We start from the raw sequence: 13,938 nt of genomic DNA on the forward strand, positions 1-13,938 counted from the left end.
GAAAAACTCCCCCCGGAGGGTCGGGTCGCCCCAAGTTTCACCGCTTCAATTTTCGCGCTTTCTTCAGCAACATATCCCGTTTTGGGCGGCTCAGGCGGTCAAAGTACATCTTGCCGTCCAAATGATCGATCTGGTGCTGCACGGAGGTGGCCCAAAGGCCTACAAAATCCTTTCGATCATACACGCCCGCCTCATTCATGAACCGCACGGTCACAGCACGCGGACGCTCCAGCGCGGCCGACACACCAGGCAAATTCGGTGAGGCTTCTTCATGGCCGCGCAAATCAACAGAGGCATGCAGAATCGTCGGGTTTGCCATCCGCACCGCTTGGCCGCGTTTGTCGGATGCATCAACCACGGCCAGCCGCAGCCCCACCCCCAACTGCGGGGCCGCAAGCCCCACGCCCGGCATCGCATCCATCGCCTCAACCATCTCGTCCCAAAGGGCACGGATGTCATCGTTGATCTCATCAACCTCGACCGCAGGGGTGCGCAGGATTTTGGCGGGATAGGGGACAAACGGTCTATGGGGCATAGCGGGCCTCAAGGGTGGTGCGCGTTTCTGGCGATTGGTGATCGAAGATCACGGCGCCATTCAAATGATCGAATTCGTGCTGGATGCAACGGGCGAGCGTGCCGTCAAATCGGGCCGTGTGCTCTACGCGATCAAGGGATGACCACCGAAGGGTCACCGCTTCGTGCCGCATAACCGACATGGGTAGATCAGGAATGGACAGGCATTGCTCATCCATCGCAACTTGTGGGCCTGTCGTTTCCATCACCTGCGGGTTGATGAAAACGCGCGGGTCCCGCACACCTTCTTTCCACGTCACATCAACCACAAAAACGCGTTTCAGGATCGCGATTTGGGGGGCCGCAAGGCCACGGCCCTTGGCGGCATACATCGTGTCATAAAGATCGGTGATCAAATCCGGCAGGTCAGGATCGTCCAGATCGACGGCCCGACAAGGCGCGGACAACACCGGATCGGGCCACAGGCGGATGTCACGCTTTGCCACGCGCGATATCCCGCTTCAGTTTCTGCATTTTGCGGGTGATCATCTGACGTTTCAACGGCTTGAGGTAGTCGATGAACAGCTTGCCATCCAGATGATCAATTTCATGCTGAACGCAGGTCGCCCACAGCCCGTCGAACTCTTCCTGAACCTCTTTGCCGTCCAGATCTGTCCATTTGACTTTGACTTGGGCGGGGCGATCGACCTCGGCGTATTGGTCGGGGATGGACAGGCAGCCTTCGTCATAGGTCGACATTTCTTCGGATACGCCGATGATTTCAGGGTTGATCAGCACCATCGGGCGGGGGGCCTCCCCTTCGTTCTTGACACAGTCCATCACCAGCATCCGGTGCAGCACGCCGACCTGCGGGGCGGCCAGCCCGATACCCGGAGCATCGTACATCGTTTCGAGCATGTCGTCGGCCAGTCGGCGGACCTCAGTGTCGATGGACGCAACTGGGTCGGCGACCGTTTTCAGGCGCGGGTCAGGGTGAATAAGGATCGAACGGCGTGTCATGGCGCATCATGTATGCGCATTGGCCATGCGGCGCAACAAGGGTTGCGCATGCCGGTGGTGCGGCTAGCTTAGACGTTGAAAAGGAGACCCACATGAGCTTTGACACCCCTATCGACCGCCGCGGCACCCATTGCGTGAAATGGGACATGATGGAGCCGATCTACGGCGTCGATGCGCAAGACGGGATCGCCATGTGGGTGGCCGATATGGAATTTCGTCCGCCCCAATGTGTGCAAGATGCCGTCAAGGCCATGCACGACCACGGTGTGTACGGATATTTCGGGGACGACAGCAAATATTTGGCCGCGATCCAGTGGTGGATGAATACGCGCCATGGCTGGAAAATCGAACCGGAGTGGGTGTTCACCACCCACGGTCTGGTCAACGGAACGGCCATGTGTGTCGATGCCTTCACCAACCCCGGCGACGGGGTGGTGTTGTTCACGCCGGTGTATCATGCCTTTGCCAAAGTGATTAACGCCGCCGGACGTCAGGTGGTGGAATGCCAGCTGACCAACGACGCCGGTCGGTATGAATTTGATTTCGACAGTTATGACGCCCAGATGACAGGCAACGAACGCATGGTCATCCTGTGTTCGCCGCACAACCCCGGCGGTCGCGTCTGGACCAAGGCAGAGCTACAGGCGGTGGCGGCATTCGCCAAACGTCATGACCTGATCTTGGTCAGCGACGAAATCCACCAAGACCTGACCTTCCCGGGCCACACACACATTCCCATGGCGCATATCGACGGGATCGAAGACCGGTTGGTGATGATGACGGCCACCACCAAGACGTTCAACATCGCGGGCTCGCACAGCGGCAATGTCATCATCGAGGATCCCGATTTGCGGCGCCAGTTCGGGGCGCGTATGGCGGCCCTTGGCCTGTCGCCAAATTCCTTCGGTTTGTTCATGGCCGAGGCGGCCTATTCGCCAGAGGGTGCCGCCTGGGTGGATGACCTTCGCAGCTATCTGGATGGCAACCGCCGCGCGTTTGATGAAGGCGTGAATGCAATCCCCGGGCTGGCATCCATGCCGCTTGAGGCGACCTATCTGGCTTGGGTTGATTTCAGCGGCACCGGCATGGGCCGCGACGAATTCACCCAGCGGGTTCAGCAAGATGCAAAGATCGCGGTGAACCACGGGCCAACATTCGGCACCGGAGGGGAGCCCTTTTTAAGGTTCAATTTCGCAGCCCCAAGGGCGCAGATCGACGAGGCGGTCGAGAGGCTGGCAAAGGCATTCGGAGATTTGCAGTAAAGAAGTCTCAAGGCGCGGCTTGACCCGCAGCCAAGACGCCCCAATCCATCCCTTTGCAACAGCCCGTGTGTCTTGCGTCGGCCTGTTGCGCGGGCTTACCGGCCCAAAAGGGCGATGGGCGCATCATCCGGGCGTTCGAAATCCAGTGGCGCGCCATCTGCGGCGGCCGTGTTGCGTTTGAAATCATAGACCATTTCATCGCCCTCTTGGGCGGCTGCAACAATCAAACACTGGCTCAGGTGACGACCACCATCATACAAGTCGACCAAGCCGCGAAGTTTGGGCGTTGTCTCAGCCTCAACCACGAAGCCCTCGGATGTCAGACGCAAAACGCGAAAGCTGTCACCGCCTGCTTCCACCCGCAGACGCGATATCTTTCGATCGGCCCGCCGCTTGGCCGCATGCATTTCAGTCCAGATCGACTGTGGTAAAGATTCGATCATCTGATCCTCCATCCTTCTGACGAGAATTTGGCATCAGACAGGTAAAGGTCAAGTTAACTCTAAATCTTATTTGATTATGTCAAATCCAGACACCTATGCCTTGGCCTTTGGTCGCAAGACATGGGGCTTGGCCGCATCATACAATGCTGAATCCGGAAACCCGTTTTCGTCCGACAAAGCAGGCCCCAACAAGATCAACGCCGTGCGCGTGATCTTGGCCGCACGCACCTTTTCACGGATATCCGTCAACGTGCCGCGAATGATCTGCTGATCGGGCCACCCCACACGATAGATGACCGCCACAGGACATTCTGCGCCGTAGTGTGGCACCAGCTGGCGTTCAATCTCACGCAAGGCGCGGATGCCCAAATGAATGGCCAGCGTCGTGCCGGTACGGCCGAAATTCTCCAACGTTTCACCGGCAGGCATGCCCGTCGATTTCATCGACATGCGGGTCAACACGATGGACTGCGCGACCTCTGGTACCGTCAACTCCTGCCCCAGCGCTGCGGCTGCTGCGGTATAGGCCGGCACACCTGGAATAATCTCATAGGGAATACCATCAACCTTCAGCCGCCGGATCTGCTCCGCAATCGCCCCATACAGGGACGGATCGCCCGAATGCACCCGCGCCACATCCTGCCCAGCCGCATGGGCCTTGACGATTTCCGCATGGGTTTCATCCAGATGCATGGGCGCCGTGTCCATCACCACGGCCCCCTCCGGCGCAATCGCCACGACATCTGCAGGGACCAAAGACCCCGCGTAAAGGCACACAGGACAGGCCTTGATCAGCCGCGCAGCCTTCAGCGTCAAAAGCTCCGGATCACCAGGGCCAGCCCCGATAAAATAAACGGTCATGGGGTGGCCTCCTCGGGGATGTAGGGATCGTTGCGTTTGTCGGTCAGATCACCGTCGATCTTGCGGGCATAACCGCGCGGCGTGAACATGCGCGGCCCCTCACCCAAGCGCGCCAGCCGCGAATTGGAGGATCCGACAAGTACCACGGTCAGCATATCAACCTCATCCACCTGCAGGTCTTTGAGGGCACGATACCGCACGTGTTCCGTTGGGCGACCTAGATTGGTGGCAAGCATGACAGGCGTATCGACGGGGCGATGTTGCAGCAAAATGTCCCGCGCCTCCGCCAGCAAGGTCCGCCGTGTCTTGGACACAGGATTGTAAAACGCGATCACAAAATCGCCCTCAGCCGCCGCATGCAGACGCCGAATAATGTCATCTCTGGGCGTCAAAAGATCGCTTAGGGAAATGGTGCAGAAATCATGTCCCAGCGGTGCCCCAGCCCGCGCGGCCGCCCCCTGCAGCGCGCTGACACCGGGCGAACACACGACTTCAACCCGACGGGCGGCATCGCTGACGCCTTCCTCATCCGGGCCGCGGTCAAGCAGTTCAAACACCAGCGCACCCATGGCGTAAATGCCCGCATCGCCCGAACAGACAAGGGCTACGTTTTTGCCCTTCGCCGCCTGTTCCAACGCATAGCGGCACCGTGCTTCTTCCCCGCCCAAGGGGAAATCGCTGCGGGCCTTTCCGGCGGCCAGTGGCCCTAGAAGATCAATATACAATCCGTAGCCCACCAATTCTTCGGCATCTGCGACAAGTTTGGATACTTCTGGCGTGCGCCACGACGCCTGTCCCGGCCCGATTCCAACCACCGACAGCCGCCCCCGCGCGCGGCCGCGCATCTTGGAAATCGGGGCCGACGCCCGCGCAACAGCGCAGGTCGCGTTGGCGGTTTTCGCCTTTGGGATGATCAACGCGCTGTCTGGTCCGGCTGCGGCAAGTGCGGCCCCCTCGGAGACGCCGTGGCAGCCCACCTCGGCGAAGACCACGTCGGACGGCGTCTGCAGACGATCCGCCTCTGCCTCCAACTCTGTGGCGGTAAACACACGATACGGAACGTCCAATCGCCGCGCGATTTCGTTCATCGCGCCCTCATCCGCCTTGAGGTCGAGGGAGGCCACGCAGGCGATACTCTCAGCCAAGATCAGGGCTCGGCCCAAGGCGTCCTGCACTAACGTCCAGACCTCTTCTACATCCGCGCCGCGGGCACAGCCCAGGCCCAACGTGATGTCTTGACGCACAAAACCGATCGATGCGTCGCCGTCATCCGCCTTCAAATCAACGGGCAGAGACCCCTTCGTTGGAAGGTGCGGCGCGGCATCGACCGACACATTCTTCATCGCCGCCACTCCTGCAAGCCAAGGGGCGGCACCGGTCAGGGTAAACCGCTCCCCATTCAGCAGACCCGCCATGACCGCCTTTGCCCCCTCAGGGTTCACCACACGCCAGCCTGCGGGCGGCTCATCTAATGCGACGCCCATGGCCACGTCTCCTGCCGTGGTGACCGCAGCGGTGCCGTCCAATCCTTCGGCAATCTGCGATGCCAACCGGTTGGCCCCGCGGTGCCCGCCCAAGAGGGGCACAACAACACGCCCATCATCCGACACTGAAATCACCGGCGGTTCCGTCGTCTTATCCGCCAACAGGGGCGCCACCCCGCGGATCAGAATGCCACTGGCACAAATCCCGACAATCGGCGTGCCTGCCGCAAACAAGTCCCGCGCATGATCCAACGCATTGGCAAAGTACGCATCGGCCTGCGCAACGCGCCCCTCGCGCCCATGGACCTGTGCGCCCAGGATCGCCGCCACACGGTGGGCAATGGGCGCGCCTGATGCAGACAGAGCCAAGACAACAGGCGCATGAATATCGTGTGTTAGAGCCATGGATCGGCCCCTTTCGTCAGCAAAATCATGGAAAAATAAGGCGCTTTCTCAGGCGCTTCCGCCAAAGGCAGAACAACCTGTTCAGGCAAGCTGGCCCGTTCGATATATGTGGCCTGCGCGGTCAGCCCCAAGGCGTCAATGACGCTGCGGATTTTCTGCAAATGCCGCCCCACTTTCATGATCGCAACGGCCTCCGCCCCCGCAATCCGGTTTCGCAAATCCGCCTCATTCATCGGCCCCGGCAAAACGGTCAACCGCTCATTGCGGGCCACAAGCGGGCGTCCCGACACAGCCGCACAGGCCGTCACAGACGTGACCCCGGGGATAACCTCAACCTGAAAGTCCTGTTTCAGCCGCGCGTGGACATACATAAACGATCCGTAAAAAAACGGATCACCTTCGCACAGCATCACGACATCAGTGCCTTTACGCAAAACATCCGCAATCTCGGCCGCGCCTTTGTCATAGGCAGCCTGCGCAGGCTCCCGTGCCACGGTCATGGGCACATCCAGACGAATTTCGTGTGCATCTGACGCAATCAAATCGGCGGCAATCGCACGGGCAAAACTGTCGCCTCCGGCCAAAGACGGATAGGCCACGCAGGCCGCCCCCTCAATCGCGCGCGCCGCCTTCAACGTCACCAGATCCGGATCGCCCGGCCCCAGCCCCACACCAATCAACCTACCCAGCATGGCCGCGCCCCATCTTCATCTGACCCCAAAAACTCCCCCCGGAGGGTCCGTTTGCCGTGTTGCACATCATCGTTTGATCAAGCTCCACTGCGTCACGGGCATTGACGGACGCCACCCCGTAAACGCGCCAACAGGGTCAGCCCGATGGGTCTGCAGCCGAACCAGATCTCCGCCGTGCAATTTGTGCAGCGCGATCAGCTGCGCTTCGCTTTCCAATGTCACGGCGTTGGCAACGACGCGCCCCAAAGGCCGCACGGCAGCCCACACCGCCTCAAATGTCTCCGGCGAAAGGCCACCACCGATAAAAACAGCATCCGGAGGCTCAAGGTTTTCAAGGGCTTGCGGAACTTTCCCATCGATCAATTCCAACTTGGGCGCCCCCAGCGCCAGTGCGTTTTCCGCGGCCATCGCGCGGCGGTCAGTGCGGGGTTCGATGCCGATGGCGCGGGCGTAGCGGGCTGCGCGCATCCATTCGATGGCGACGCTGCCGCAGCCGGTGCCGATGTCCCACAAAAGCGCACCGCGCATGGGCATCAATTTGGCGACGGTCGCGGCGCGCACTTCGCGTTTGGTCATGGTGCCATCAGATTGGAACAGATCATCCGCAAGCCCCGGAACACGTGGCAAAAGCGCTGCATCTGGGGCCGCAACACACTCGATACACAAGGTGTTGAAGGCGGGCACATCATGGGACCAGTCGGCAGCGGTCCCGTCAAACCGTTCTTCACGCGCGCCGCCCATGGCGGCGAGGACAGTCATGGACGAGCCGCCAAAACCGCGATCGGTCAGAAACGTCGCGATCTGGCCTGGGGTTTCCGCGCCGGTCGTGAGGACGATAAGCCTTTGATCTGGCTGTATAAAAGCGATCATTTGCTCGACGGGCCGGCCATGGACCGTCAAGGTCTCACAATCCGCCAGCGACCACCCCATACGGGCTGAGGCCAGCTGAAATGCGCTGAGTTGGGGATGATAGACGATCTGGTCGGCGGGGATCGCACGCCCGATGCGGGCACCCACGGAGAACCACAGGGGATCCCCTGTCACCAACACCACGACGCGACGATCTTTCAACGATTCCAATGTGTTGATCATGGCATCGAAGGGCGAGGGCCAGGCGATCCGTTCGGCATTCGGGTTGCTGGACAAGGTATGATGACGGTCCCCACCGACGATCACCTCTGCCGCTTCGACGATGGTTCGGGTGGCGGGGGTCAGGCCGTCCATGCCGTCTTCGCCGATGCCGACGATGTGCAGCCAAGGGGCGGGTGTGAGCGCGTTAACCATTGGCGATTTCCGGCAAATTGGGCGTATGGCACGCGTATGGCTGGCGTATGGCAACCGTATGGCTCAATGTGTGGCAGGACAGGTTAACCATTTGAAACCTCAGGCAAGCCCGCGGCCAGCGCGTTGACCGCCGCCGAGGCCATAGCGGAGCCGCCTTTGCGGCCCCTGAGCGCGACAAAATCCACCCCGCGCGGGTTGGCGGCGAGTTCGGCTTTGCTTTCGGCCGCCCCCACAAACCCCACGGGAAAGCCGAGGATGACGGCGGGTTTGGGGAACCCTTGATCGATCAGATCAAGCAAATGAAACAGAGCGGTGGGCGCGTTGCCGATGGCAACCACAGCACCCGCGATATGCGGTTCCCAAAATTCAACGGCGGCGGCGGACCGTGTGTTGCCGATGGATTTGGCATGGTCCAGCGTGCGGGGATCGTTGAGGGTGACGATTACGTCATTGCCTGCGGGCAAATACCTGCGGATGATGCCCGCACCGACCATTTCACAATCACACAGGATGGGCGCCCCGCCCCTCAGGGCGATGTGGCCTGCTTCGCTAACACCTGGACTGAAGGCCAGACGGTCGGCGATTTCGACCATGCCGCACGCGTGAATAAGCCGCGTGATCAGCGGGTGCATCTGAGACGGAAACCGATCCAGCCGCGCTTCGTCTGCGACGGTGGCAAAGGACTGCGCGTAGATGGCGGCTGGGTCTTTTTCATAGGGGCGCATATCAAAATTCCGGAATTTTGATGGGGCTAAAATTCGGGAATTTTAGCGGCGACGTTTGCGGGCGGATTCGGGGCCGTGCGGGTGCTTGGCGTGGGGATATTCGGCATGGTGGTGATGGTGGTGATCATCGTCGCCATGGTGATGGTGATGGTGGTGGTGGTCGTGCCCCTTTTCCATCGCCTGCAAGCGGCACATGCCGGTGCAGAAGGTGTCGCACAGGATGCAATCGGCCACGTTTGATCCCGGCGCGGAGGCGCCTTGGCCTTCGACGTGGTGGTGGTGGGAGTCCTGGATCGCGCCCACTTCGCCCTCAAACCCCACGACGGCGGTGCGGTATTTGCACAGCACGCAAGTGGGCGGAGGGGTTTCAGCGAAGGCAGGGTGGTTGCGTTGATCGGGCGTGATGTGTTTGTGTTCGCCGTTTTCAAACGCCAGCACCTGTTCTCTGTAGCCGCAGATCCCGCAGTTGGGGGGCGGGTTTTTGCCGGTTTGTTCGATGATGCGTTCGGCAAAGGTTTCGAGCACTTTTGGGTGATCGCCCAGATAGCCTGCTTTGACAAATGTGATGTCGGGATGATCCGCGGCGACCTGATCGGTGAAGCCGTAAATCCGGTCGATCAGGATGCCGGAGAACAGAAAATACGGGAACACGATGATACGTTTGTAGCCCAGTTTTGCCGCATGGCTGAGGCAGGGTTCGACGAGGGGGAAGGTCACGCCGGAGTAGCCGACCTCACACCAGCCAAAGCCCAGACCCTCGTGCAGCATCCGCGCGATTTTGGCGACGTTGCCGTTGGCGTCAGGGTCCGACGCGCCACGCCCGATGACCACAAGGCAGGTGTCGTGGCGGTGAACCTGGGCGGTTTTGTTCGCCTCGGCCTCGGCCTCTTCGATGCGGCCAGCGGCGGCGGCAATCATTTTGGGATCAACGCCCAGTTCGCGGCCATAGCTGATCGGCATCCCGTGTTTGGCGGCATAAGTGTTGAGCACGGTCGGGATGTCATTTTTGGAGTGCATGGCGGCAAAGAGCATGCCCGGCACGGCGAGGATGCGGGTGCAGCCGCTGTCGCGCAGGGTGTCGAGGCCGTCGCGGATCACGGGGTTGGCAAATTCAAGGTAGCCGTATTCGGTCTGCCAGTCTTTGGGCAGCAGGGCGGGCAGTTTGTCGGCCAGGGTCGCGAATTCATCGACAGCGGATTGGGAGCGGGAGCCGTGCCCGCAGATCATCACGCCGGTTTTTTGGGGGGTATCGGTCATGTGGCCTGTTCCTCTTGCGCGTCGCCTGGGATTGAGGCCTCTGGGGTGGCGTCCTCGGTGTTTTCGTCTGCCTTTTTGCGCCCGCCCAGCAGAGCGATGGCCCCTGCGATGGCGATGCCGCCCAGGGCGATCCAGTGGCCGTGGCCTGCGACCTCTCCCAGGTGGCCGATATGGGCCAGCGCCGGTGTGGCGATCAGTGTCGCGGTAGGGATGAGGGCGGCCAGGATGGGGCGCAATCTGGGGCGCATGGGGGCAATCTCCGGTTACAGCACGCGCCAGACCCCCGCAGGTGCGGGACGGACGATCCGACGTTTGGTCCCCTGTATGGGTCAACGCAGCGGTCGGCAACCTTTCTGGCCCGTTGGGGCGTCGTCTGGGCGCAGTTGATCATGAGGGCTGGGTGGGGGCAAGTGAGGAAGCGGCATTGTGGCGCTGTGGCGCGACGTCAGGTCGGGGAGTGGGGGCGCTGCTCGTGATGTTTTTGGGGGCGCTGCCCCCGGCCCTATGGGCCTCCCCCGGGATATTTGGGAAACAAAGACAGGCGCGGTTGTGCGTTGATGCACGGGTGGTGCGCTGTGACGGGCGTGTGCGCAGGGGACGGGCTGCGTTAGGTGAGGGGCAAGCAAGGAATGGAGGCCCGCGATGGGACATTTGGTAGACGGCGTTTGGCATGACGTTTGGTATGACACGAAATCCACCGGCGGGTCGTTCAAGCGCGACACGGCGAAGTTTCGCAACTGGATCACGGCGGATGGGTCTGCGGGGCCGACGGGCGAAGGTGGATTTGAGGCCGCATCAGGGCGATATCATCTGTACGTGTCTTATGCGTGCCCTTGGGCGCATCGGGCGCTGGTGTTCCGCAAGTTGAAGGGGTTGGACGCCCACATTTCGGTCAGCGCGGTGCATCCCGATATGCTCAGCGATGGGTGGACATTTGAGACGGATGACCACGGGGCGACGGGGGATGATCTTTATGGGCTGCCGTTTGCGCGGGATCTTTATATCAAGGCTAACCCTCAGGTCTCGGGCCGGGTGACGGTGCCTATTTTGTGGGACAAGGACCGGGAAACGATCGTCAGCAACGAAAGCTCTGAGATCATTCGCATGTTTAATTCTGCGTTTGATGGGATCACGGGGAACAGCGACGATTACTGGCCGCAAGAGATGCGCGACGACATCGAAGAGGTGAACGCGCGGATCTATGACACGGTGAACAATGGCGTTTACAAGTCGGGGTTTGCCACCACGCAGGAGGCCTATGACGCGGCTGTGGGGCCTTTGTTTGACAGCCTGGATTGGTTGGAGGAGCGGCTGTCGCAGCAGCGCTATCTGATGAGCGACCGCATGACGGAGGCCGATTGGCGGTTGTGGACGACGCTGATCCGGTTCGACATGGTCTATCACCAACATTTCAAATGCAACCGCAAGCGGATCATCGATTATCCGAACCTTTGGGGCTTTACCCGAGAGCTGTATCAGGTGCCCGGTGTGGCGGAGACAGTAAACATGCATCACATCGTGCGCCATTATCATTACAGCCACGAGAGCATTAACCCCAACCGCATCATCCCGATCAATCCGGTGATCGATTTTGACGCGCCCCACGGGCGGGGCTGACGCGATTGGTGTCTTGAAGAGGGCGCGCGTTTCGGGTTCATGTGGCGGAGCAAATTGAGGAGCCTGCCCCATGACCACCGCCACCTGGATCACCGTCTGCGACACCTGCAAACGCGAAGGCTGGGATGCCGCAACAGGCGCACCGACGGACGGGGAGGCTTTGGCCGCTTTGGTTGAGGCGGTGTTGTTTGAGGCGGCGGCGAACACGGACCCTGATGGGATCAGCGTCCGCACCCGCCGCGTGTCGTGCACCATGGGCTGCGACCGCGCGTGCAACATCACGGTGCAGGCGGCGGGCAAGATCAACTATTCGCTGGGCACGTTTGCGGCGACGGAGGACGATGCTGCGGCGATTGTTGAGTATGCGGGCAAACATGCCGCATCGGAGACGGGCCAAGTCCCCTACCGCGAATGGCCGCAAGGCGTGAAGGGACATTTCGTATCCCGCCATCAGCCCCTGCCTGAGGAATGAGCCAGGCCGGACACACGGGACGCGATCATGGCGGGGGCCTGGACGCCGCGGTTGCCGCCTTTGGCGGCGTTCGGGGCGACTGGCTGGATCTAAGCACGGGGATCAATCCGGTGCCCTATCCGGTGGGCGAGATCGACCCAGAGGCGTGGACGGCCCTGCCCGACCGGGGCGCGACGGACCGGCTTTTGACGGCGGCGCGGGCATTTTGGTCTGTGCCGGAGGGTGCCGCGATTGTTGCCGCGCCTGGGACGTCATCTTTGATTGTGCAGATGCCCTGGCTGTCGGACGCGCGGCGGGTTCATATCCCGCGCCCCACCTACAATGAACATGCCGCCGCCTTTCGGTTGGCGGGCTATATGCACGAGGATGAATCGGATGCGCCGGTTGCGGTCTACGTGCATCCCAACAACCCCGATGGACGTCTGTGGGATACGGCCACGGTCACGGATCCGGCCCGTGACTTGATCGTGGTCGATGAGAGCTTTTGCGACGTGATGCCAGAGGCCAGCCATGTGTGGCACGCAGGCGAAGGACAGGCCGTTGTTCTGAAGAGTTTCGGGAAATTCTGGGGGCTGGCGGGGCTGCGGCTGGGGTTTGCCATCGGCACGCCACACCGTTTGGCACGGCCGGGCTGCGGGGCCGCGGATGTGGTGGATCTGGCCGAACAGTTGGGCCCCTGGGCCGTTGCGGGCCCTGCGTTGGAGATCGGCGCGCGGGCGTTGGAGGATGTGGCCTGGGCCGAGGCCACACGGACAAGGCTGGCACGGGATGCGGCACGGTTGGACCGGCTGGTGGGCTGGGATCTGGTCGGCGGAACGGATTTGTTCCGCACCTATGCGGTGCCTGATGCGGCTGCGATGCAAGAGAAGCTGGCGCAGGGGCGGGTGTGGTCACGGGTGTTTCCCTATTCGAAGACGTGGATCCGGCTGGGCTTGCCCGCGCCGGATCAGTGGGACCAGTTGGAGGCCGCGCTGTGATCGCAGTGGCCTGTGCCATGGTGCTTGACGCGGCGTTGGGGGAGCCGAAGTGGCTGTGGGACCGCCTGCCCCACCCCGCCGTGCTGATGGGACGCGCCATTGGCTGGGCGGACGGTCGGTTGAACAACCGGACCTATGTGACAGGTGTGGCCGTGGTTGCTGTGCTGGTCTGGGCGATGATCTGTTTGGGCGCGGCGTTGATGGCGGTGCCTGGGGTTTGGGTTGAGGTCATCGTGGGGGCTGTGATGCTGGCGCAACGGTCTTTGGTGGATCATGTGCGAGCCGTGGCGGACGCGCTGCGGATATCGCTGGGCGATGGTCGCGGCGCGGTGGCGATGATTGTGGGGCGCGACGTGTCGGGGATGGACTCCCCTGCGGTTGCGCGGGCCGCGATTGAAAGTGCGGCGGAGAATTTCAGTGACGGGGTGATTGCGCCGCTCTTTTGGTTTGTGGTCGCAGGGTTGCCGGGGCTGTTGGTTTATAAGGTGGTGAACACGGCAGACAGCATGATTGGTTACCGCACGGAGCGGCATGAGAAATTCGGCTGGGCGGCCGCGCGGCTGGATGATGTGCTGAACTGGGTGCCTGCGCGTCTGACGGCGGGGTTGATCCGCACCGTCGCGGCGACCCGCGCCCCATGGCGCGCGATCCGCCGCGACGCGGGCCTGCACCGGTCGCCCAACGCAGGCTGGCCCGAGGCAGCAATGGCGCCCGCCTTGGGGGTCGCGCTGTCCGGGCCGCGGAGTTACGAAGGCACGATCGAGGACTTTCCGTGGGTTCATGGCTTGGGGCGGCGGGATGCGGGTGTGGCCGATATTGAGGCCGCCTGCGCCCTGCTGTGGCGGGCCTGGGCCGTGGCACTGGCTGCGGTGGTTGCGATTGCGCTTGTGGTCTGACCCGTTAGGGTGGTCACAAAAGCGGAGGTG

General features: G+C 61.7%; 16 protein-coding genes. 5 read left to right on the top strand and 11 right to left on the bottom strand.

Translation table 11 applies throughout. The features are described from left to right. Nucleotides 1-37 precede the first annotated feature (37 nt). From def (PSJ8397_RS06290) to def (PSJ8397_RS06300), 3 genes are read right to left on the bottom strand one after another with little or no spacing between them, the layout of a single operon-like run. Nucleotides 38-535, bottom strand: a complete 498-nt coding sequence (def, locus tag PSJ8397_RS06290; protein WP_085863743.1) for a peptide deformylase — start codon at nucleotides 533-535, stop codon at nucleotides 38-40. Beyond that, complete coding sequence (def, locus tag PSJ8397_RS06295; protein WP_085863744.1) at nucleotides 525-1,019, bottom strand: peptide deformylase; 495 nt, start codon at nucleotides 1,017-1,019, stop codon at nucleotides 525-527. Before def (PSJ8397_RS06295) ends, def (PSJ8397_RS06290) begins: the two co-directional genes overlap by 11 nt. Next, nucleotides 1,006-1,533, bottom strand: a complete 528-nt coding sequence (def, locus tag PSJ8397_RS06300) for a peptide deformylase (protein ID WP_085863745.1) — start codon at nucleotides 1,531-1,533, stop codon at nucleotides 1,006-1,008. Before def (PSJ8397_RS06300) ends, def (PSJ8397_RS06295) begins: the two co-directional genes overlap by 14 nt. 92 nt (nucleotides 1,534-1,625) lie before the next feature. Between def (PSJ8397_RS06300) and PSJ8397_RS06305 the strand changes: the two genes are divergently transcribed. After that, complete coding sequence (locus tag PSJ8397_RS06305) at nucleotides 1,626-2,795, top strand: MalY/PatB family protein (RefSeq protein ID WP_085863746.1); 1,170 nt, start codon at nucleotides 1,626-1,628, stop codon at nucleotides 2,793-2,795. A 95-nt stretch (nucleotides 2,796-2,890) separates the two neighbouring features. Here PSJ8397_RS06305 and PSJ8397_RS06310 read toward each other — a convergent pair whose 3' ends face one another. From PSJ8397_RS06310 to PSJ8397_RS06345, 8 genes are all read right to left on the bottom strand, one after another. Continuing rightward, nucleotides 2,891-3,238 (bottom strand): hypothetical protein, encoded by a 348-nt coding sequence (locus tag PSJ8397_RS06310; RefSeq protein ID WP_085863747.1) that lies wholly within the window; start codon nucleotides 3,236-3,238, stop codon nucleotides 2,891-2,893. Between the two features lie 93 nt (nucleotides 3,239-3,331). After that, nucleotides 3,332-4,099 (bottom strand): precorrin-4 C(11)-methyltransferase, encoded by a 768-nt coding sequence (cobM, locus tag PSJ8397_RS06315; RefSeq protein ID WP_085863748.1) that lies wholly within the window; start codon nucleotides 4,097-4,099, stop codon nucleotides 3,332-3,334. Continuing rightward, the gene (cobJ, locus tag PSJ8397_RS06320) at nucleotides 4,096-5,988 is read right to left on the bottom strand and encodes a precorrin-3B C(17)-methyltransferase (protein WP_085863749.1); all 1,893 of its coding nucleotides are present in this window, start codon (nucleotides 5,986-5,988) and stop codon (nucleotides 4,096-4,098) included. Before cobJ ends, cobM begins: the two co-directional genes overlap by 4 nt. Beyond that, the gene (cobI, locus tag PSJ8397_RS06325) at nucleotides 5,979-6,680 is read right to left on the bottom strand and encodes a precorrin-2 C(20)-methyltransferase (protein ID WP_085863750.1); all 702 of its coding nucleotides are present in this window, start codon (nucleotides 6,678-6,680) and stop codon (nucleotides 5,979-5,981) included. Before cobI ends, cobJ begins: the two co-directional genes overlap by 10 nt. Before the next feature lie 66 nt (nucleotides 6,681-6,746). Continuing rightward, complete coding sequence (gene cbiE, locus PSJ8397_RS06330) at nucleotides 6,747-7,964, bottom strand: precorrin-6y C5,15-methyltransferase (decarboxylating) subunit CbiE (protein ID WP_085863751.1); 1,218 nt, start codon at nucleotides 7,962-7,964, stop codon at nucleotides 6,747-6,749. An 83-nt stretch (nucleotides 7,965-8,047) separates the two neighbouring features. Next, nucleotides 8,048-8,689, bottom strand: a complete 642-nt coding sequence (locus PSJ8397_RS06335; RefSeq protein ID WP_085863752.1) for a precorrin-8X methylmutase — start codon at nucleotides 8,687-8,689, stop codon at nucleotides 8,048-8,050. Nucleotides 8,690-8,731: 42 nt separating this feature from the next. After that, entirely contained in the window at nucleotides 8,732-9,946 is a 1,215-nt protein-coding gene (locus PSJ8397_RS06340; RefSeq protein WP_085863753.1) for a sirohydrochlorin chelatase, read from the bottom strand. After that, on the bottom strand, nucleotides 9,943-10,194 hold the full coding sequence (locus PSJ8397_RS06345) for a DUF6732 family protein (protein WP_085863754.1): 252 nt from the start codon (nucleotides 10,192-10,194) through the stop codon (nucleotides 9,943-9,945). Before PSJ8397_RS06345 ends, PSJ8397_RS06340 begins: the two co-directional genes overlap by 4 nt. Nucleotides 10,195-10,588: 394 nt before the next feature. Between PSJ8397_RS06345 and PSJ8397_RS06350 the strand changes: the two genes are divergently transcribed. The 4 genes from PSJ8397_RS06350 (at nucleotide 10,589) to cbiB (ending at nucleotide 13,908) form a co-directional block, all read left to right on the top strand. Beyond that, nucleotides 10,589-11,563: a glutathione S-transferase family protein gene (locus PSJ8397_RS06350; protein ID WP_085863755.1), complete on the top strand. Its 975-nt coding sequence runs from the start codon at nucleotides 10,589-10,591 to the stop codon at nucleotides 11,561-11,563. Between the two features lie 70 nt (nucleotides 11,564-11,633). Beyond that, complete coding sequence (locus PSJ8397_RS06355; protein WP_085863756.1) at nucleotides 11,634-12,035, top strand: DUF1636 family protein; 402 nt, start codon at nucleotides 11,634-11,636, stop codon at nucleotides 12,033-12,035. After that, entirely contained in the window at nucleotides 12,032-13,012 is a 981-nt protein-coding gene (locus PSJ8397_RS06360) for a threonine-phosphate decarboxylase (protein WP_085863757.1), read from the top strand. The genes PSJ8397_RS06355 and PSJ8397_RS06360 overlap by 4 nt, the downstream gene beginning before the upstream one ends. Then, nucleotides 13,012-13,908 carry an adenosylcobinamide-phosphate synthase CbiB gene (cbiB, locus tag PSJ8397_RS06365; RefSeq protein ID WP_085864268.1) on the top strand — a complete coding sequence of 299 codons (897 nt, stop codon included), beginning with the start codon at nucleotides 13,012-13,014 and terminating at the stop codon, nucleotides 13,906-13,908. The genes PSJ8397_RS06360 and cbiB overlap by 1 nt, the downstream gene beginning before the upstream one ends. The last annotated feature ends 30 nt before the right edge of the window (nucleotides 13,909-13,938 follow it).

The sequence above is a fragment of the Pseudooctadecabacter jejudonensis genome (assembly GCF_900172275.1).
GTDB lineage: Bacteria > Pseudomonadota > Alphaproteobacteria > Rhodobacterales > Rhodobacteraceae > Octadecabacter > Octadecabacter jejudonensis.